16 protein-coding genes and 4 pseudogenes are annotated in these 19,542 nt (G+C 53.6%); 6 read left to right on the top strand and 14 right to left on the bottom strand.

Annotated features, from left to right (window positions below; genetic code table 11):
- Window position 1 precedes the first annotated feature (1 nt).
- From ACA067_RS10020 to ACA067_RS10010, 3 genes are all read right to left on the bottom strand, one after another.
- Window positions 2-2,098 (bottom strand): heavy metal translocating P-type ATPase, encoded by a 2,097-nt coding sequence (locus tag ACA067_RS10020; RefSeq protein WP_497462760.1) that lies wholly within the window; start codon window positions 2,096-2,098, stop codon window positions 2-4.
- 546 nt (window positions 2,099-2,644) lie between these two features.
- Window positions 2,645-3,289: a DsbA family protein gene (locus ACA067_RS10015; protein WP_497461595.1), complete on the bottom strand. Its 645-nt coding sequence runs from the start codon at window positions 3,287-3,289 to the stop codon at window positions 2,645-2,647.
- Complete coding sequence (locus tag ACA067_RS10010) at window positions 3,286-3,726, bottom strand: disulfide bond formation protein B (protein WP_497461594.1); 441 nt, start codon at window positions 3,724-3,726, stop codon at window positions 3,286-3,288. Before ACA067_RS10010 ends, ACA067_RS10015 begins: the two co-directional genes overlap by 4 nt.
- 95 nt (window positions 3,727-3,821) lie before the next feature.
- Here ACA067_RS10010 and ACA067_RS10005 point away from each other — a divergent pair, with 95 nt between their 5' ends.
- The 3 genes and pseudogenes from ACA067_RS10005 to alr all read left to right on the top strand — a co-directional run bounded on the left by ACA067_RS10005 (window position 3,822) and on the right by alr (window position 8,167).
- Window positions 3,822-4,229 (top strand): MerR family transcriptional regulator, encoded by a 408-nt coding sequence (locus ACA067_RS10005; protein ID WP_497461593.1) that lies wholly within the window; start codon window positions 3,822-3,824, stop codon window positions 4,227-4,229.
- Window positions 4,230-5,045: 816 nt separating this feature from the next.
- Window positions 5,046-6,502, top strand: a pseudogene (locus tag ACA067_RS10000) (tyrosine-type recombinase/integrase).
- A gap of 435 nt (window positions 6,503-6,937) precedes the next feature.
- Window positions 6,938-8,167 (top strand): alanine racemase, encoded by a 1,230-nt coding sequence (gene alr, locus ACA067_RS09995; protein ID WP_497461592.1) that lies wholly within the window; start codon window positions 6,938-6,940, stop codon window positions 8,165-8,167.
- Window positions 8,168-8,234: 67 nt separating this feature from the next.
- Here the strand turns inward: alr and ACA067_RS09990 are convergent, their stop codons facing one another.
- The gene (locus ACA067_RS09990) at window positions 8,235-8,765 is read right to left on the bottom strand and encodes a DoxX family protein (RefSeq protein ID WP_497461591.1); all 531 of its coding nucleotides are present in this window, start codon (window positions 8,763-8,765) and stop codon (window positions 8,235-8,237) included.
- A 2-nt stretch (window positions 8,766-8,767) separates the two neighbouring features.
- On the opposite strand from ACA067_RS09990, the gene ACA067_RS09985 reads away from it, so the two are divergent.
- The 3 genes and pseudogenes from ACA067_RS09985 to ACA067_RS09975 all read left to right on the top strand — a co-directional run.
- Complete coding sequence (locus ACA067_RS09985; protein WP_497461590.1) at window positions 8,768-9,760, top strand: LysR family transcriptional regulator; 993 nt, start codon at window positions 8,768-8,770, stop codon at window positions 9,758-9,760.
- Window positions 9,761-9,854: 94 nt separating this feature from the next.
- Complete coding sequence (locus ACA067_RS09980) at window positions 9,855-10,490, top strand: LysE family translocator (protein ID WP_461993593.1); 636 nt, start codon at window positions 9,855-9,857, stop codon at window positions 10,488-10,490.
- Window positions 10,491-10,576: 86 nt separating this feature from the next.
- Window positions 10,577-10,681 (top strand): annotated as a pseudogene (locus ACA067_RS09975) (isomerase); the annotation flags it as partial.
- 36 nt (window positions 10,682-10,717) lie between these two features.
- On the opposite strand, the pseudogene ACA067_RS09970 reads toward ACA067_RS09975, so the two are convergent.
- The 10 genes and pseudogenes from ACA067_RS09970 to ACA067_RS09925 all read right to left on the bottom strand — a co-directional run.
- Window positions 10,718-11,470: pseudogene (locus ACA067_RS09970) on the bottom strand (cache domain-containing protein); the annotation flags it as partial.
- A 35-nt stretch (window positions 11,471-11,505) separates the two neighbouring features.
- Window positions 11,506-12,009: pseudogene (locus ACA067_RS09965) on the bottom strand (Lrp/AsnC family transcriptional regulator).
- A 12-nt stretch (window positions 12,010-12,021) separates the two neighbouring features.
- The gene (locus ACA067_RS09960; protein ID WP_497461589.1) at window positions 12,022-12,783 is read right to left on the bottom strand and encodes an ABC transporter ATP-binding protein; all 762 of its coding nucleotides are present in this window, start codon (window positions 12,781-12,783) and stop codon (window positions 12,022-12,024) included.
- A gap of 52 nt (window positions 12,784-12,835) precedes the next feature.
- Entirely contained in the window at window positions 12,836-13,546 is a 711-nt protein-coding gene (locus ACA067_RS09955; protein WP_429379194.1) for an ABC transporter permease, read from the bottom strand.
- Entirely contained in the window at window positions 13,543-14,271 is a 729-nt protein-coding gene (locus ACA067_RS09950; RefSeq protein WP_497461588.1) for an ABC transporter permease, read from the bottom strand. Before ACA067_RS09950 ends, ACA067_RS09955 begins: the two co-directional genes overlap by 4 nt.
- Window positions 14,272-14,323: 52 nt before the next feature.
- Entirely contained in the window at window positions 14,324-15,106 is a 783-nt protein-coding gene (locus tag ACA067_RS09945; protein ID WP_497461587.1) for a transporter substrate-binding domain-containing protein, read from the bottom strand.
- 175 nt (window positions 15,107-15,281) lie between these two features.
- Window positions 15,282-15,599 carry a DMT family transporter gene (locus tag ACA067_RS09940; RefSeq protein ID WP_497447554.1) on the bottom strand — a complete coding sequence of 106 codons (318 nt, stop codon included), beginning with the start codon at window positions 15,597-15,599 and terminating at the stop codon, window positions 15,282-15,284.
- 141 nt (window positions 15,600-15,740) lie between these two features.
- The gene (locus ACA067_RS09935; protein ID WP_497434316.1) at window positions 15,741-16,943 is read right to left on the bottom strand and encodes a trans-sulfuration enzyme family protein; all 1,203 of its coding nucleotides are present in this window, start codon (window positions 16,941-16,943) and stop codon (window positions 15,741-15,743) included.
- A gap of 55 nt (window positions 16,944-16,998) precedes the next feature.
- Complete coding sequence (locus tag ACA067_RS09930; RefSeq protein ID WP_497461586.1) at window positions 16,999-18,417, bottom strand: aldehyde dehydrogenase family protein; 1,419 nt, start codon at window positions 18,415-18,417, stop codon at window positions 16,999-17,001.
- A 2-nt stretch (window positions 18,418-18,419) separates the two neighbouring features.
- Window positions 18,420-19,469 (bottom strand): homoserine dehydrogenase, encoded by a 1,050-nt coding sequence (locus ACA067_RS09925; protein WP_497461585.1) that lies wholly within the window; start codon window positions 19,467-19,469, stop codon window positions 18,420-18,422.
- Window positions 19,470-19,542: the final 73 nt, after the last annotated feature.

The following is a 19,542-nucleotide window of genomic DNA, read 5'->3' as shown; positions in this document are numbered from 1 at the left end:
TCTATTTCTTCAGCAATCGGAGCCCGTTGAGCACCACGAGCAAGCTCACCCCAACGTCTGCAAATACAGCCATCCACATGGTGGCCAAGCCCATCAAGGTGAACACCAGAAACACTGCCTTGATTCCGAGTGCGAAGCCGAAGTTTTGCTTAAGAACCGATGCGGTCTGTCGTGACAGGCGAACAAAGGCCGGAATCTTGCGCAGGTCATCATCCATCAGCGCGACGTCAGCCGTTTCAATGGCCGTCCCCGTGCCAGCGGCGGCCATGGCGAAACCGATCTGGGACTTGGCCAGGGCAGGTGCATCATTTATCCCATCACCGACCATCCCCACAACATGGCTACGGCTCTGCAACTCACCGATAGCCGCCAGTTTGTCGGCGGGCAGCAAGTTTCCTCGCACCTCATCAATCCCGACTCGTTGGGCAATAGCCTCAGCCGTGTGTGAATTGTCGCCTGTCAGCATCATGGTTTTGATGCCCAGCGCGTGAAGCTCTTTGATCGCAGTCTGGCTTGAGTCCTTCACCGTATCGGCCACGGCAAACAACGCAAAAACCTGAGTGATACTGGTCAACGCCACCACGGTTTTGCCCTGACGCTCCAGCCGATTCAGAGAAGTCTCCAGCTGCGGCGTACTCAGTCCCAGTTCATTGATCAGACGATGATTACCCAGGTGATAGAGCTGTCCTTCAACTACACCCTTCACCCCACGACCGGGAAGGGCCTCGAAACTTTCCACCTGTTTGAGCGTTGGTGCGTCCAAGGTCGTGTGCTTGGCGATGGCCTGCGAAACCGGGTGATCCGAGCGCGCACCGAGGCTGGCAGCAATAAGCTGAGGATCTACTGCTGAAGTTTCGGCCAGTGGCATGTAATCGGTCTGAACCGGTTTGCCATGGGTGATGGTGCCGGTTTTATCGAGCGCTACGAAACTTAGCTTGGCACCGATTTCCAAGTAGACGCCGCCCTTGACCAAAATCCCTTTGCGGGCCGCTGCCGCCAGCCCGCTGACAATGGACACTGGCGTGGAAATGACCAGTGCGCAGGGGCAGGCCACCACCAGGAGTACCAGGGCGCGATAGATCCAGTCAGTCCACAATCCGCCCATAAACAGTGGTGGGAATACCGCAATCGCGACAGCAAAGAAGAACACTGCTGGCGTATAAACCTTGGCAAATTTATCAACGAACCGCTGGGTTGGTGCCCGCGAACTTTGTGCTTCTTCAACCGCGTGAATGATTCGAGCCAGCGTCGTATTGTCGGCCTCAGCCGTCACGCGATACTCGAAGGAACCAGATTCATTGATGGAGCCGGCATACACAGGATCATAGACAGCTTTCTCGATGGGCAGGCTCTCCCCCGTGATAGGTGCCTGGTTGACGGTAGAGTTTCCGGAGGAGATATCGCCATCCAGGCCGATACGTTCGCCAGGGCGTACCCGAACCAAGGCACCGATCTCGACCGTTTTTACATCGACTTCTAGCCAGGTGCCATCCGACTGGCGCACGGTTGCCCGCTCCGGGGTCAAGTCCATCAACCCCTTGATCGCATTGCGGGCACGATCCAACGATTTTGCTTCGACCATTTCGGCAACGGTAAACAGAAACATGACCATCGCCGCTTCCGGCCACTGCCCGATCAACACCGCACCGGTCACCGCGATGCTCATCAAGGCATTGATGTTCAGGTTAAGGTGTTTGATCGAGATCCAGCCCTTCTTGTAAGTCGTCGGGCCACAGAGCGCGATGGCGAATAAGGCGACGACCGCCACCACCCATTCCGGGGCCGATTGGGTGAAGTGCAAGACTTCTGCGCCTACAGCAGCAACACCGGACAGCGCCAATGGCCACCAGTTGCTTTTACGCTGTGATACAGCCTGAGGTTTGACCTGTGCAGCATTCGCGTCGGGTGCCTTGCTCTCAGCCGTTAACGGTTCGGCGTGCATGCCCAGCGATGCCACAACTGATTCGATACCCAAGGTGTCCGGCAGTTCGTGCCAGACGCCGAGAGTACGGTTCATCATGTTGAACTCAAGCTTCTGAATGCCGCTCATCTTCGCGAGCTTGCCTTCGATCATCGTCTGCTCAGAAGGACAGCACATTTGCCCGATACGGAAACTGCTGAAGCGAGCGGCGTCGCTGGCATTTTCGGGAATCAGTTTTGCTATGCAAACGCTGGAGCCATCCGCACGAGATGGTGGGCAGCAGGCGTTGGTAAACAGATCGTTACCAACCTGGACGACTGGTTTACCCGGTTCGGCCAAGGCGTACAAAGTGGATTCCGATTTGACAGCCGCGCAGCTTGATTTGCCGCCGTCCACAGCTGGAGAGCAACAACCGGTGCCTTCCGCTTTAGAAGGCACTGGGCTGACGTCCGAGGTTTTCGGAGCGCAGCAACTGCTCTTCGACTGATTATGGACTGTGTTCGTATCGCAAGTCGTCGCGGCGGGTGCACAGCAACCTGTTGGCGCTGCCGGGTCAAAAACCTCAACGCCGGCATCACTTTTCATTGTTTGCTCATCACCGCAACAGCTTTTCATAAGGCCACTTTCCACAAGTCATGGTGAAGAGTGAACACCCTATAGCCACTATAAGGTCAAGCGGATTATCGAGGCCACCGAGCTTTTTTCGCCGCGACCGTTTCGTGCTTACCGCGACTGGTTGATTTCGCTCCAAATCAGATCATAGAGCTGCTGGGCACCGAAGTTGGTCAGCGGCTTACCGTTGACGAAAAATGTCGGTGTTCCGCTTACACCTACGGTTTTCGCATCGGCGGCATCTCTTTCTATCGTGGCGGTGATATCCGACGACATCATGTCCTCACGAGCCTTGGTCACGTCCAAGCCTGCCTGAGCCGCTGCGTCCCATGCTGCTGTAGCTTGTGCATCATCATGCCACTGCGGTTGGGCAGCCAGGACAGCTTCAAGCACCGGGGCAAATAACCCCTGCTTGCGCGCGGCCTCAAGAAGCCGGATGGCTTCTTCAGACCCTACGTGAAGCTTCACATAGCGCAGCACCAAACGAACATCGGCTGGGTGCTGGGACATCATTTTTTTGACGATGGGGTAAAAAGCACGGCAGCTTTCACACGAAGGGTCAAAGAACTCGACAACGGTCACCGGGGCGTTGGCAGGGCCAAAACTTGGCGAATTAAAGCGAACGAGTGAGCTGGTTTGAGGCACAGGTGCTGTGGCTTGGGGCACCGTGGCGGCGCGATTATAAAAAAATGCGGCGACGGCAAAGCCGACGATGGCTAGGAAGCTGATGGAGAGGACGACGGCGCGTCTGCTCATACGGTAAATCTCCGACGGATGAGAACAAGAAGAATGATCAAGAGGCTAAATACGCCCAGCGATAACAACGGTAGCGGAACACCACTGAGGATGGTCATATCAGCGCCAGAGCAGGATGGGCCCGCGCCACAGGGCTTGATGCTTTCGGGGATCAGTCCGAAATACAGCAGGTTGTGATACAGCGCGATGAGCCATCCCATAACTGCTAGTGGCAATGCATAACGCCAAACACCTGTGTCCGATAAGCAGCAAGCAACGCCCAGCACCAGGACGAGCGGAAACATGAAGGCCCGTTGAAACCAGCAAAGTACACAGGGCAGTTGCCCCATTACTTCGCCAACGAATAACACGGCGATTGTTGATACCAGGGCAAGCAACCAGGCACAGAGCAGAAGCGCCCAACCACCGGATTGACGCTGTTGTATGGGGGTTTCCATAAGATTCAGTCCGTTTTTCTGTTGAGCGCGCGCAGATTTGCTTATCGCCTAAGGCGAGTAGAATGAAGGTTCTAGCAACTATAAGGTCAAGCGAAATGAGTTCGACCACTTACACAGTCGGTGCCTTGGCGAAGGCGACCGATACCAAAGCGGTAACCATCCGCTATTACGAGCAGGTTGGCCTGCTGCCTTCCGCAGGACGATCAGCATCGGGCTATCGCTTCTACACGGACGAGGAGCGCGACCGTCTACTATTCATCCGCCGTAGCCGCGCACTGGGCTTCAGCCTTGACGATGTTCGAGAGTTGTTGGGTTTTGCTGATAAACGCGACGCCTCCTGCGCCAGGGTGGACGCAAAAGTCGAAGGGCAGTTAGAGCAGGTTCGAATGCGCATCCGAGACTTGCAAGGTTTGGAGGCTGAATTAGAGCGTCTGACCGTCTGCTGTCAGGGTGGCGTGATAGAGCAATGCCGCATTATCGAGTCGCTCTCGAGTCGTAGTTAACGTGATAGAGACTTTCATCTGCGCTGAAGTAACACATACTGACTAATGAAGTGTTTTCTAAACTGCAAGATAAAAAACACTTAGCGAATAGTCCACGATCACTCAGTACTCTTCGTATAGCCTGGGCTCATCATCAGTGCGATGAGCGGCCCAACGCGAGGCCACGCTCAAGCCCGTCGCGCCTCCATTAGGAACCGAGTAGCGCAATGCGACATCTCTATCCCGGTGGTGAGCATCTTTAACTTGTGGGTTGTATGAGCCCTCACCTTTGCTGTTCGGGTCTATTCTCCCGGGCTTGATTCACATACCACATTAGTGGATGAGGTTTGCCGCGCCGACGTCGGAGGCATACAAAATCTGTTCAATTAATGAGCAGGACATCGTAAGCCCAGTATCCCGCAGTGCCTAGATCCTTTTCCACAGATATACGCACGCCATTTGTGGATAGCTTTGACGCGCATCCGCACCCTCTTAAGAAAAGCAGAGGCATTCTGCGACCTGCGCGGCTGCCAATAGCTATTCGATCCCGGCATCACTCAGCAGAACTACCGCTACGCGGGAAGGACTTCCAGCCTGATGATTAAAGCTGATGGATAACCTGCAATGGCTCGTAAGAGACGAGCCCCTTAGATATTCAAAGTGCCAAGAAAGAGAGACTACGCCGTCCTAAAGATCATGTTACAGAGCGCCATAGTTGGTTTCCGCGCCAGACGGAAATGGTGAGGATTCCATCAAGAGCCAGTCGTTTTGTAGGGGCAAGTCCAGTCCATCAAGAGCCGACGTTTTTGTGGGGGTAAAAGTAGGGGAAACCATTTTATGGCTAAAATCACCATCAAAGAGCTCGAGTCGCTGACCGCTGAAGATGCCGGCCGTATCCTCAGGGAAGATGGCAATCTCGCCGGTCGAATCTCAGTGCGTAAGGACGGTGTGTCGGTCAGTTTTTTCTATCGGTATCGGTGGGGCGAGCAGAACAAAGAGTACTCCTGCGGGTCTTGGCCGCGCAAATCCCTGACGGACATCCGCAAGGCACGCAACCAGGCCCGAGCGCTCATCGATGAGCAGATCAATCCCAACGAGCACAAGAAAACCGCCAAGGCACAGGCGCACGCCGCGGCTAACGTAGAGGCCGAACAGGAAACGACGCGGAAGGCCCAAACACTGAACGTCCAGGATCTGGCCAAGGCCTGGCTGTTGGATGGCGTGGCGCGTAAAGACGGCAATGCCGAGTTGCAACGACGCTTTAACAAGGACCTTTTGCCAGCACTTGGCAAGACAGCGGTGAACAATGTTTCCGAACACGATGTTCGGGCGCTGATCCGGGCCGTGGTCAACCGCGGCGCTCACCGGCAAGCCATCAGCTTCTTCGCCGACCTCACCCAGATGTTCAGCTGGGCTAGAAAGCGCCAACCTTGGCGGGCGTTACTGGTTGAGGGTGATCCGACTGAACTGGTCGACATCTCCCCATTGATCCCTGCCAACTACGAAGCTGAAAGAAGCCGCATCCTTTCCCCGACTGAGCTGTTGGAACTGCACAACCGCTTCCAGCAAATGACCGCCGATTACGACGCCTCCCCGCGGGCCAAAAATACGACGGTATTCGGCCGCTAAAGAAGGAAACGCAGCTCGCGCTCTGGATCAGCCTGGGCACCTTGTGCCGGATTGGCGAGTTGCTGCAGGCCGAATGGAAAAATGTCGATCTGGAGCGGCAAACGTGGTTCCTCCCCAGTGAAAACGTCAAAGGCTCCCGGGGCAAGAAACAGGACCACCATGTCTTCCTCTCCCCCTTCGCCCTGCATTTCTTTCAGGAACTCAAGACCCTGACGGGAGACTCCCAGTGGTGCTTTCCGAACAAGCAGGATGATGGGCATGTGGACGTAAAGGTGGTGAGTAAACAGGTCGGCGATCGCCAGGCCCGGTTCAAAAACCGCAAGGCCCTCTCAAGACGGCGTCACGACGATACCCTGGTCCTTGCCGACGGCCAAAACGGCGACTGGACGCCGCATGACCTGCGCCGCACGGGCGCGACCATGATGCAAGCCTTAGGCGTCAGCCTGGACGTCATTGACCGCTGCCAAAACCATGTGCTGGCAGGCTCGCGGGTGAGGCGCCATTACCTGCATCACGACTATGCCGAAGAGAAGAAGCGCGCCTGGAATCTGTTGGGCGATCGACTCAGTGCAGTGCTGTCCTCAACTTACGAGCACACGCCAAACGAGTCGATGCTGTCTTTTCCAGCGTACGCGGCGACAGAGACGCGACACCCTCATAGATGAACCGCATCCAGAGTTCTCCGGATCTCAATATCAGCAATAATTTCGTGCTGTGACTTGGCATTCGCGCTCAACCGACGGCCGATTCTCAACTCAAGAAATGATAGGTTTCGGTCAACCATGGAAGTAACGGATTCAGTTAAAGTATCAAGGGAGAAACCAACAAACAATCCACGAATTGATCTTTATATCGGCGCCAATTGAAAACTAACTCCCTTCTCACGAACCGCTCCCACACCGTCCCGCCGCCCATCCGGCAGAAACAGTAATGATACTAACTTCAGAATAACCCATACGAGCAATTAGCTTGCTACAACGAGCAAAACGCTCTATGCAACAAGCTATTTGCCAACTGGCACCCGTGTATTGGCGGTGTAGCATTGAGTGAACAACACGACACCAACTACCGCTACAAAAAAAAACTCAAAGGATGAAATAATGAAAATAATATCTTCTCACTTTGTTGCTGTTGGCTTCCTTACACTCGGCACTCAGGCTGTCGCTGCACCGCTGCTACAGGAGTACAACTTCAAGCAGGACATAAATGCAACAATAGCCCAAACAAACGCCTGGTTAGAGATCAGTAAATCTGCTTTCAAGCAAAATATCGAATTCGTAAAAGGCGGATTATCGAAAGGCAGTAGTTTGTGCGCTGTGATGAAAGCAGACGCTTATGGTCACGGTATTGCATTATTGATCCCGACGATCATGGAAGCGGGCATTAATTGCATCGGCATTGCGAGCAATGAAGAAGCGCGAATTGCCAGAAAAGAGGGCTACACCGGAAAAATAATCCGCGTTCGGCAAGCTACGGAGGGAGAAATCGTCAGTGCATTGCCCTATGAGATTGAAGAGCTTATCGGCAATGCGCAGGTAGCCCGAGCCATCAGCACGCTGGCAGAACACAATGGCAAGCCCATCAAAATTCATCTGGTTACCAATGCGGGTGCCATGAGCAGGAATGGCTTGGAGCTTGCCACCGAGCAGGGGAAAAAAGACGTACTGGAAATCACCTCAATGAAGGGATTGAAGGTCACCGGGATCATGACGCACTTCGCCGTCGAGGATAAGGCCTTCGTCATGGAGGCCTATGACAAGTTCATGTCGGAGCAGGACTGGATCATCAAGACAGCCCACTTGAACCGTGACGAAATCACCGTTCATTGTGCTAACTCGTTCGCAACGCTTGACGTCCCCGCAACACACTTGGACATGGTGCGCGTAGGCGGAGCGCTTTACGGCGATTTGATCGGCCGTGCCGAACTGAAACGCGTCATGTCACTCAAAAGCAAGGTTGCTGCAGTCAACTCTTATCCTGCCGGAAACACAGTGGGTTATGACCGCACCCTCACACTGACTCGAGACTCCAGACTCGCCAACATCCCAGTAGGTTACTCAGATGGCTACCGCCGAGTGTTTACCAACAAGTCGTTTGTCGTCATCGATGGTGTGAAAGTGCCCACGGTCGGAAAAATTTCGATGAACACCGTTATGGTAGATGTAACCGACATAAAAAATGTCAAGCCCGGCGACACCGTAACGCTCTATGGCAAACAAGGCGATGCGGAGATCACACAAGGTGAACTGGAAGACATCAACAACGGTGCACTGCTTGCTGATGTTTACACCATGTGGGGCACATCAAACATTCGAATACTGGTCGACTGAAGCGAGCGGCCTCATCGCGCGTGATGAAAAACCACCTCATCAAGGTGGCTTTTCATTTCCGAGTTGCTCAGTTGGCGGCATTTTTATCCGATGCACAGTGCCGCGTTACGGCATAAGCACCATCGCCACACAGCGCGATAGCAATCAGCACGACCGTCCAGAATGCCGGGTACTCCCAGCCCCCGCCGGTACTGCTGAACAGCCAGCCATTGCTCGAGTGCGCCCAGGTGGCACCCAGCAAAACAGGAATGGCCGCCAAAGCCGCATAGCGAGTTTTAAAGCCCAGCACCAGCATTGCACCCGTGGTGACCTCAACGCCTAGAACCAGCCAAGCCAACATACCCGGCAAGCCAATCGACTCAAAAAAACTTGAAGTACCAGACATTGTAAAAACGAAAACCTTTAAATACAGAGAGTGCGCCAGCAACGCAATGCCCGCTGTCAGGCGAAGGAGTAAAACACCATAGGAAGTACTTCTATATTCGTCCATACGATTTCCAAAATAATACAGACAGCGCACGATGCGCTGCCTTCCGAGTATATTGTTGCGAGTACTCAGCAACCCTACAATCTGCAATTTAGCTATTACGGACTGCATATATGCACACTTGGGACTGGGACGATCTGCGCCTGATACTTGCCGTTGCCGAACACAAGTCTTTTGCCGCTGCCGGACGCGCGCTTCATCTTAATCACACCACGGTGCTGCGGCGTATCAATGCGTTCGAAAAACTTCATGCATTTCGACTGTTTGAACGCCTCTCGACCGGCTACACAATGACTGACGCCGGAGAAGAATTACTGCAGACCGCACAGACCATGAATATCGCCGTCAGCGACCTGTCCCGCAAACTAGAAGGCAAGGATCTGCGATTGGAGGGCATACTCCGTATTACCACCTGCGACACTTTAATGGCATCCATTTTACCGGAAGCACTTGGAGGATTCAGTGCGCTCCATCCCGAGATATCACTGGAAGTCACCACCGGGAATTTCATCAGCGACCTGGCCCAACGGCATGCAGATGTAGCAATACGAACCAGTGACAGTCCTCCCGACACCTTAATCGGTAGGCGAATCGCCGATGTCGGATTTGCCGTTTACGCTGCCAGGGGATTTTCTGATCGTCATGGGAGCGTTGATCCAGCGCACTTCAATCGTTGGTTGGCCCCGGATCTCGCGCTCGGTCAAATGGATATCGCAAAATGGTTGCGTGCCAGCGTTCCTGCAACGTCCATTGTTTTCAAGGCCGACTCTTTGGTCACCCTTAGGCAAGCAACGCTGGGCGGTTTGGGAATAGCCGCACTTCCCTGCTATTTGGAAGATTCAACCCCCGGGCTTGAGCGGGTCCCATACGTAGGACTCAACGCCCTTAAAACGGGACTTTGGGTCCTCACCCATCAGGACCTGAGGCATACCGCGCGGGTGCGGGCCTTCACCCGCTTTGTGAGTGGCACTTCAACATGCCTGGCCTGGACCGGCGCACACGTCAGCACCTTCGGAACAATGAGCAGGACTCAAATGAGAAAGCTTTCGCCCCCTCGTCGAACTGTCCGCAGTTGGCTAAGTGCTGCGCGGCATATCAGTGTTTGAACCACTCGGTCGGTGGATTCAAGTGAAAAACGAAATGACGGGCATGTTGCAAAGACTTAAGCTGCTGACCGCACGTATGTTTTAGGGGCTACCAATGTCATTTGATCTCCACCACCTCTTGCTCGTATTCACCGCCTACATTGTGGGAGCGGCAAGCCCAGGCCCCAGCAACATGCGAATCATGGGCATCGCCATGCATCAAGGCAGGAAGCCTGCACTCCTGTTGGCAGCAGGTGTAATAAGCGGTTCGTTTTTCTGGGGATCAATGGCGGCCACGGGCGTTTCAGCCATTCTGGCGCAGTTTGCACAGGCGCTTATTGCACTGAAAATAGTCGGCGGGATCTACCTGATTTATCTCGCCATCAAAGCCGGCCGCTCCGCCCTTGCCTCTGACAAGCGAATCGAACAAATGATGGCTGCTGCGCCAACGGTTTCGGGCTTCAGTCTCTACCGACGAGGCCTGCTCATGCACCTCACAAACCCAAAGGCGCTGCTGGGCTGGATCGCAACTATGACCCTCGGCCTGGGGCCTGAAGCCACCCCAACGACGGTCGCAATTATCTTGGCCGGTTGCGCCGTATTGAGCATCACAATCTTCTGTGGCTACGCGATTGTCTTCTCCACTGCACCGATGATTCGGGGCTACCGCAAGGCTCGGCGCTGGATTGAAGGAACCCTTGCACTTGTGTTCGGTGCAGCTGGGATAAAGCTACTGCTCTCACGCAGTTGAAACAACGAGCAGAAAACAAAATAGCATCCCCCCCCCCGGCGCATGCACAGTCGGTATATTGACCTTTTAAGTCATTATAAAAAGAGATGCGTATGATGCTCAAAATGTTCCAGGTAGATGCTTTTTCTGAGACCGTATTCGGTGGTAATCCAGCGGCGGTTCTTCTGCTGGAGGACTGGCTACCCGATCAACTGATGCAATCGATCGCCAATGAAAACAACTTGGCAGAGACCGCGTTTGTAGTTCACCGAGGGCAGCCCCTTGATCGGGGAGAACATCAAAATCCGAGGTTCCCCTTCCTGCTCAGTCTCACTGATGTGGGTACTGAGAGTCGGTGGGTTTTGCGGGTAGATCTCGCTCAGCTTTTTCATCACCCTATCTTTGTCCGGATGGACCAATACCTTGCCATCAGCACTGACCAAAAAGGCATATCCGATTCCGCCCAGGTCGAGTGAGCTGACGATCTTCGCCAATGTATCCAGTGTCAGATCCCCTCCCACCACCCCAAGCGTCTGGCCAGTCATGGCTTACCGGAGTCGCAATCGTCATCATCAACTGGCCGGTAGTAACGTCAAGGTAGGGCTCAGTCAATGTGGTTCCCCCAACAGTCATCGCGTCCGCGTACCAGGGCCGGGTTCGCGGGTCGTAGTCAGCGGGCAAATCGTCCTTTGGCCGTATGGCGAAACTACCGTCAAGACTGCCTAGATAGGTGAAGGTAAACGTCGATAGCAATGACCTCTGCTCCAGCAGCCGCGTAACACTGTCCGCCGCCGGGTCGTTGGCAACCGTCTGAGCAATATGGTCAACCAACAATATCCGTCCAGAGAGCCAGGCCTGGACGCTGCTCGCCGTGATTTTGCTCATTTCTTCAAGGTGGTTTTCAAGGTTCGTGCGGATGTTTTTGTAGGGGCAAGTCCAGCGACGACGACGAGCGATGCAGCAAGCAGTACCTTATGACTGAACTTCAGGTTGGCAATCATCATGTGGTATCCGAAGACCGGGAGTGTTGTAGTTGTTATTCGATGCCAAGGTGCGTCGATGAGTGCTTGATGACGGCCAACTCTGGATAGGCCGCCAGTTTCTCGATATGCAGCTCAGTACTCTCCAACCAACGTTCAGTGAGCGAGCGGAAATGCTCCATATCCCGGCAACGCATCCGCAGACAGTAATCAAGCGCACCACTGATGAGTTGGCACTCAATGACCTACGGGCAAGCACCGACTACGGTTTCAAACGCCTTTTGCGCGCTGAGCCCCTTGCCATCAGCCAATCCAACCAGCACCAGCAGAGATAAACCAGGTGAGAGCTTGTGCTCGTTGATGAAGGCACCATGGCCACGAATGACCCCTAGTCTTTCCAACTTACGTACACGTTGCTGGCAAGGGCTCTCACTCAAGTGCACAAGTGAGGCGAGTTTTTTATAAGTGATGCGCCCGTTGTAGCGCAGCACATCAATGATTGCCTCGTCGATACGCCCCAAAGTTTCAAAAGTCCTCAGGGCCTTACTTCCAGTATTCATACGGAAGGTTTTTCACTTCAATCCATTGGACAGAAATTGTTGCAGACGCTCGCTGCGCGGGTTATCCAGAATTTCTGGCCCGCCCTGCTCTTCGACAAGACCCTGATGAAGAAACAGCAGTTGGTTCGAGACCTTGCGGGCAAAACCCATTTCATGGGTCACCATGATCATGGTCCGTCCTTCTTCTGCGAGCCCTTGGATGACTTTTAGCACTTCGCCCACCACTTCAGGATCCAGCGCCGAAGTAGGCTCGTCGAACAGCATGACTTCAGGCTCCATCGCGAGTGCGCGAGCGATGGCTACCCGCTGCTGTTGACCACCAGAGAGAAACGCAGGGAATTGATTGGCAACACGGGCCGGCAGCCCCACCTTTTCCAAGTATCGCCGGGCACGATCTTCCGCATCTTTTTTGCTGACACCCAGCACCCGCCGCGGGGCAATGGTGATGTTGTCCAACACGGTCATGTGGCCCCACAGGTTGAAGTGCTGGAACACCATGGCCAGGCGGGTGCGCAATCGTTGCAATTCACGGTCATCCGCCACGCGCAGCCCCATATGGTTTTTAGCCATGCAGATCGGTTTGCCATCCAGACTCATGGCACCGTCGTTGGGTGTTTCGAGAAAATTAATGCAGCGCAGGAAAGTACTCTTTCCAGAGCCACTGGCGCCGATCAGGCTGATCACGTCGCCTGTTTTGGCTTGCAGGGAAACGCCCTTGAGTACTTCATGGCTACCGTAACTTTTGTGTAGCCCTTCAACAGTCAATTTGTACATGTTTGCAATCATCCTCTAACGCGGATTGGAGCAGCAGTGTCAGATACTGGGCTCAGTGAGTCGGACCAAGAAAAGCCAGCCAGTGACGCTCGGCGATTCGAAACAGGCCGACCAGTGCAAAGGTCACCGCCAGGTAAATCAGTGCCGCAATCCCAAACGATTGAAAGGTCAAAAAGGTCGCGGAGTTCGCGTCGCGGGCGACTTTAAGAATGTCCGGCACGGTTGCGGTGAACGCCACCGTGGTCGAGTGCAGCATCAGGATGACTTCGTTGCTGTAATACGGCAGCGAGCGACGCAAGGCTGATGGCATGATCACAAACGCATAGAGCTTCCAACCTGAGAGGCCGTAAGCTTTCGCAGCCTCAACTTCGCCATGGGCAATGTTGCGAATAGCCCCCGCAAATATCTCCGTGGTGTAGGCGCAAGTATTCAGTGCGAAGGCAAGAATGGTGCAATTCATCGCATCGCGAAAAAACGCATCAAGCACAGGCTGTGCTCGTATGGCAGCCAGGCTATAGATCCCGGTGTAGCAGATCAGCAACTGGATGTAGAGCGGCGTCCCCCTGAACAGATAGGTGTAAAACTGCACCGGCCAGCGCACATAAAACCTGGGCGACACTCGAGCGATGGACAGCGGAATCGACACAATAAAGCCGATGAACAGTGAGGCACTTAGCAGCCACAACGTCATGGCCAGCCCGGTAATCTGCTGACCATCGCTGTAGAAGAAAGGCCTCCAGTACTCCTGTAGAAGTTCGATCATCGCACCGCCTCCCGCGAACCCACTGCGTAGTGCCGCTCCAGGCAGCGCAGGACGAAATTGGAGATGCTGGTGATGACCAGATACGTCAAAGCAGCCAGCACCAGGAAAAAGAACAACTGGTAGGTACTTTTTCCCGCATCCTGGGCGGCCTTCACCAAGTCAGCCAGGCCTATGATTGACACCAGTGCAGTGGCTTTGAGAATCACCATCCAGTTGTTGCCAAGACCCGGCAAAGCGAATCGCATCATTTGAGGGAAAACCACAAAACGAAAACGCTGAGTGCGACTGAACCCATAAGCGGTGGCTGCTTCAACCTGGCCACGGGGCACGGCCAGCATTGCTCCACGGAAAGTTTCGGTGAAATAGGCGCCATAGATAAATCCAAGGGTCGTGATTCCCGCAACAAATGGATTGATCTCGACGTAACTCCAGCCCAGTGAGGTGGTCAGGAGGGTCAACCAGGTTTGCAGGCTGTAGAAGATCAACAGCATCAGCACGAGGTCCGGCACACCGCGGATCAGCGTGGTGTAAACCTGGGCAGACAAACGCAGCACTTTGACGCTGGAGAGTTTGGCACTGGCCCCGACCAGACCCAGCAACACGCTGAGCATCAATGACGCAATAGACAGCTTGACGGTCATCCAGGCGCCTTCCAACAGCAGAGGGCCAAAGCCCTTCATGCTGAATGCAGAAAGCCCCAGTGCGCTTAATAGTGTTTCGAACATGATCAGCAACCTATAGCGATAAACGCCCATCCAGCGGATGAGCGTCAGGGGTTTATTTGCCGCTGTAGAGATTCAGATCGCCGAAATGTTGCTGCTGGATCGAATCGTAGGTGCCGTCGTTGTGTAGCGCCTGGATCGCTTTATCCAGCTGCGCCTTGAGTTCGGCATTGCCCTTGGCAATGCCGATCGCTGTTTTCGAGGGGAGTAAAGGGCTGTCAACTGACGAACTGATTTCGTAGTCAGCACCCTGCGGCGAATTTAAAAAGCCAAGCTTGGCTTGCAATGTGTCCTGGATAGACGCATCCAGCCGCCCTGCTACCAGGTCGTAATACACTTGATCCTGATTTTGATAGGACTGAATCTTTACGCCGGCTTTGTCCAGTACGGCTTTTGCATAGGCTTCCTGAATGCTGCCCTGAAAGTAACCGACCGTTTTGCCTTTGAGCGAGGATACATCTTCACTCAGTCCCGAACCTTTCTTGAACACATAGGAAGTAAACCCGGAAAACAGCTCGTTAGAAAAATCGATGGCTTTTTCACGCGTCGGAGTGACCGTCATGGACGAGAGAATTCCGTCAAACTTGCCAGCTCTCAGGCCAGGGATCAAACCATCAAAATCGCTTTCAACCCAGATGCACTTAACTTGAAGCTTGGCACAAATGGCATTACCTAAATCAATGTCGAATCCCTTGAGACTGCCATCAGCCGCTTTGGACTCAAACGGCGCGTAGTTAGCATCCACGCCAAATCGCAAGGTTGTGTACTCTTTGGCCGACACCACATTCGTGCACAGCGCAAACAGTATTATCAAATACAGCTTTCTTAGCGAAATCATAAGTACATCCCTAGATTTTGTAGTTGGATTTAAGGGCAGTAAACATCTGATAGCGTTGAAACGTTACTTTCATTGTAATTGGCTGAAGCCATCGCTCCGACATAAACACTACCTGAGTAAGGTAGCTTTACGAATATGGCAAATTGATCGATATCACGAGCAAAATGCTCGCCGTTCAGGCGGACACCAACTTCATCATCAGCAAGCCGCTGACAATCAAGATGGCGGCCACAACGCGGAGCAGGCTGGCAGGTTCGTCCAGGAAAAAAATGCCCGCTGCGAATGCTCCCACAGCGCCAATACCGGTCCAGATAGTGTAAGCAGTGCCCAGCGGCAAGCTTTTCATAGAGAACGAGAGCAGCGCAAAACTGGCTATCACTGTTATAAGTGTAATAACCGTCGGTACGAACCGCGTAAAACCTTCCGACTGCTTCATCGAAAACGCCCAGACAACTTCAAGTATTCCTGCAATCACCAAACTTACCCAAGCCACGAGCTTCTCCTAAAACGCCAGCGAACGAACAGTTAGCCTTTAATAGGGCAAACCCTTTTAACTGTCTTAAAAAGACCCCCGCGAGCACGGGGGTAAAGACGGGTTTGACCAAACCCTGGCTGCGTGACGCCTGTATTTAAATCACTTGAATGTTGCATCCAGAGCGAACGTAATATCCTTGATCAAGTCATCTGGATCTTCCAGCCCAACAGAAAAACGCAAATGACCGTACTGACGGAACTCTTCGGGATACTTGTCAAAGCCACCCCGCCCCTCTGCCCCCACATGCACGATCAGCGATTCGTCATGCCCTAATGAAACGGCCGAAGTGATGATGCGCAAATTCGAAACAAACCGATTCTGCATATCTGGATCGCCCTTCACCGCGAAGGCCATCATTGCGCCATATCCCTTGCCTGCAAATTGCCGGCGCGCCAGCTCGTGCTGCGGGTGGGAAGGCAAACCCGGGTAGTAGACGTAGGCGATACGATCGTCGGCATCCAGAAACTGCGCCAACTTTTCAGCCGTGTTCAACAGTTGTTTCAGACGAAGCGGCAGCGTGACCGACCCGCGCATGATCATCCAGGCATTGAAAGGTGAAATGGTCGCACCGAGGTCGACCAATGCATCATTTTTAATCTTGTAGATCAACTGGTTGGAGCCGATCACTACGCCACCCATCGCATCGCCATGACCATTGATGTACTTGGTCAATGAGTGAATGACGAAGTCGACACCGTGCTCACTCGCGCGGAAAAATGGAGGTGGGGTGAACGTTGCATCTACTGAAATCAGTGCGCCGTGCGCATGAGCAATTTCAGCCAACGCTGCAATATCTGCGACTTTGGTGGTTGGGTTGGCGATCGTTTCAGTATGGATCAGCTTGGTGTTGGGTCGGATGGCTTGACGGACCGATTCCAGATCACCAACGTCTACAAATGTCGCTTCAATCCCGTAACGTTCAGGCAGGAGTTCTGCGAAGAGTCGCCAAACGGCTTGATAGGTGATATCGCTGACGATGACGTGGTCGCCACTTTTCAAGAAAGAAAAAAACACCGAATGCAACGCGGCGACACCGGTAGCGAATACCACAGCATCTTCACAACCCTCGAGGGCTGCGAGTTTCTTCTCCAGACAAACCTGGTTGTGGCCTTGATTGCGCGTATACACAAGGCCGTCTGGACTCGACCAGTCCATGGTTGCCGGATCTTCGGGCAAAAGATAGGAGTTAGCCATGACCAATGGCGTACGGACGGCACCACTGGTGACATCCGCGACATTCCCGCCATGAACTGCCAACGTCGCTGCAGATAATGTTGATAGGTTGTGCTTATCGGGACGCATGTCGATTCCTCTGATTTTATTGTTGTGTCATTCGTTGTAAATACGAACGATTTGTTTAGCTTCCACTTACACCGTTAATGCAAATAACCTTGGGTTGCGTCATATCTTCATAGGCGAAACGCACACCTTCACGGCCCATGCTCCCGTACTTGAAACCACCGAAAGGCATTGCGTCGAATCGATAGTCCGAGGAGTCGTTGATCATGACGCCGCCAGCCTCAAGCCGCTTGGCTGCCTTCAGCGCAACATTCAAATTACTGGTGAAAATCCCAGCATGCAGGCTGTAGTCTGGTTCGTTGGCGAGCGTCAGGGCCTCCTCCAGGGAACCTACGCTCTGGAGTATCACGACAGGGCTGAACACTTCTTCGCACCACAGCTTGCAGTGCCGGTCGACGCTTTCCAGGACAGTGGGCGAATACAGCGATCCGTTGCGTACATTGCCAAACAGCAAGGTCGCGCCTTTCGCGATGGAGTCATTCACCACCTCCTCGGTGTGCTTGGCTGACGCCTCAGTAATCATCGGGCCGACATCCGTCTGCTCATCCGCTGGATTACCCACGATCAACTGGCTGGTTTTCTCAACGAAGCGTGTTTTGAATGCTTCGTAGAGCGTCGCCTCAATCAGAATCCGTTGGGTACCAATACAATTTTGGCCCGCAGCCCAAAAAGCACCCGACACACACGAATCGACTGTTTCATTCAAATCACAATCGGCCATCACGATGACTGGGGCATTTCCTCCCAAGTCCATCGCCAGTTTCTTGAGCCCGGCTGTACGCGAGATTTGTTCACCCGTGACAAAGCCGCCCGTGAACGAAACCATACGTACCGCCCGGTGCGCGACCAAGGCCTTGCCCAGCGCAGCACCTCCTGTGGCGACTGTCACAACTACTGGAGGTAGGCCTGCATCGATAAGACAATCCACCAGTTTGATCGCTGATAGCGGCGTCAACTCAGACGGTTTGAGTACAACGGCATTTCCCCCCGCAATTGCTGGCCCAAGTTTATGTGCGACCAGATTGAGGGGATCGTTGTAAGGCGTGATCGCGACGATCACACCAAGGGGCTCACGAGTGAACCATCCCTGGCGAGATTCGGATCCGACATAAGCATCGAAAGGGATCACTTCGCCGGCATTACGCTTGGCTTCCTCAGCCGACAACTTCAAGGTATTAACGCAGCGCAACACCTCCTTTCTCGCCTGCTTCAGTGTTTTGCCCGACTCAGCCACAATCAGTTTGGCAAAGGCGTCCTTATCACGTTCAACCGAGAACGCAGCTTTTTCCAATATGCGTGCACGTTCATGTCGCGGCAGATCCTTGGCAATCAAGGCACCCGAAATAGCCGTGTCGACTATCGTGGTGGCTGATGAAGCAGGCATGTCTGCCACCTCACCCACCTCGCTACCGTCAAACGGGCTAAGTACCGTAATGGCTTTGTAATCAGCAGCAAGTGAGAGACTCAAGCTATTCATGATTACTTACCTGACTGGGTTTTGTACTTGTGAATGCTCACAATATCGGCGAGCAAGGCGAAGGCAGTTTCAAAGCGACCGGCACCGGCGCCCACCACGGTTACAGGGCCGAGAATGGCGGTATCAAACGTAATGGCGTTGGTCGCTCCACTCACACCGCAGAGTGCATCATTGGATAGCAATAACTGAGGACTAACAGAGGCCGAGATCGAGCCATCACTCCGTTTCTCTGCACTGCCGATAAGCTTCCACCGGGCATTGGCTTTAGTCGCCTCAGCAATATCTTGGGCGGTAATTTCAGAAATACCCTTGCAAAGGACATCACTAGGCTTGAGCTTTGCCCCCAGCAGTTCATTCGCCAAAATGACGACCTTCAGACGTACATCATGGCCCTCCACATCCGCTGTTGGATCAGCTTCGGCATAACCCAACTCCTGCGCCTTTGCGACAGCCTCGGAGAAGTCCAGACCAGTTTCCATGCTGGAAAGGACAAAGTTGGACGTACCGTTGAGGATCCCTTTGAAACCGTTGATTTCCGAACCGGCCAGGGACTTCTTGGCCAAACGGATAACCGGCGTTCCGCTCATCACCGCGCCTTCGAATTCGAAGCGGGCGCCGGTGCTTTCTGCAAGCGCTTTCAAACTATCAGCATGCAGAGCCACCGGCCCTTTGTTGGTGGTCACAACGCTGGCGCCCTTCTCCAAAGCCCAGCGGCAGAACGTAGTGGCTGGCTCTCCATCCACGGGGTTTGTGAACGTTGCCTCAGCAACGATATCTGCACCCGAGAAGCGGATGACCGTTTCGTTAGCCGGCTCAGCACTGCCGCCGGGCAAGGTTCTGAAACCACCTTTGGCGGCAGGTACCGCGGCCAATTCATGTGCATCCAGACCGTCTTTGTTGATAATTGAGCCAAGATAAAGATCGCTGACACCGACAATTTTCAGTTTGAAACCCAATTCATTCGCCCAGCGCGAGTTCTTATCGGCGATTAGCTGAGTGAGGGCGCGATTGACGCCACCGAAGCCAAGCAGAGCAATTTTATATTCAGTCACGACAAAGATCTCATTGTTATGTTTTGGTGCTGAAATAGTAAGTCGTCAACGTGCTTTCATGAATATGGCAAAC

Source organism: Pseudomonas sp. LBUM1674 (assembly GCF_059695635.1).
This window is presented reverse-complemented; position numbering and strand designations above follow the sequence as displayed.

Bases quoted from the DNA above. Each gene is read 5' to 3' on its own strand.
- ACA067_RS10020 (WP_497462760.1), bottom strand. From the start codon at position 2,098: ATGTGCTGTCCTTCTGAGCAGACGATGATCGAAGGCAAGCTCGCGAAG.
- ACA067_RS10015 (WP_497461595.1), bottom strand. From the start codon at position 3,289: ATGAGCAGACGCGCCGTCGTCCTCTCCATCAGCTTCCTAGCCATCGTC.
- ACA067_RS10010 (WP_497461594.1), bottom strand. From the start codon at position 3,726: ATGGAAACCCCCATACAACAGCGTCAATCCGGTGGTTGGGCGCTTCTG.
- ACA067_RS10005 (WP_497461593.1), top strand. From the start codon at position 3,822: ATGAGTTCGACCACTTACACAGTCGGTGCCTTGGCGAAGGCGACCGAT.
- alr (WP_497461592.1), top strand. From the start codon at position 6,938: ATGAAAATAATATCTTCTCACTTTGTTGCTGTTGGCTTCCTTACACTC.
- ACA067_RS09990 (WP_497461591.1), bottom strand. From the start codon at position 8,765: ATGCAGTCCGTAATAGCTAAATTGCAGATTGTAGGGTTGCTGAGTACT.
- ACA067_RS09985 (WP_497461590.1), top strand. From the start codon at position 8,768: ATGCACACTTGGGACTGGGACGATCTGCGCCTGATACTTGCCGTTGCC.
- ACA067_RS09980 (WP_461993593.1), top strand. From the start codon at position 9,855: ATGTCATTTGATCTCCACCACCTCTTGCTCGTATTCACCGCCTACATT.
- ACA067_RS09960 (WP_497461589.1), bottom strand. From the start codon at position 12,783: ATGTACAAATTGACTGTTGAAGGGCTACACAAAAGTTACGGTAGCCAT.
- ACA067_RS09955 (WP_429379194.1), bottom strand. From the start codon at position 13,546: ATGATCGAACTTCTACAGGAGTACTGGAGGCCTTTCTTCTACAGCGAT.
- ACA067_RS09950 (WP_497461588.1), bottom strand. From the start codon at position 14,271: ATGTTCGAAACACTATTAAGCGCACTGGGGCTTTCTGCATTCAGCATG.
- ACA067_RS09945 (WP_497461587.1), bottom strand. From the start codon at position 15,106: ATGATTTCGCTAAGAAAGCTGTATTTGATAATACTGTTTGCGCTGTGC.
- ACA067_RS09935 (WP_497434316.1), bottom strand. From the start codon at position 16,943: ATGCGTCCCGATAAGCACAACCTATCAACATTATCTGCAGCGACGTTG.
- ACA067_RS09930 (WP_497461586.1), bottom strand. From the start codon at position 18,417: ATGAATAGCTTGAGTCTCTCACTTGCTGCTGATTACAAAGCCATTACG.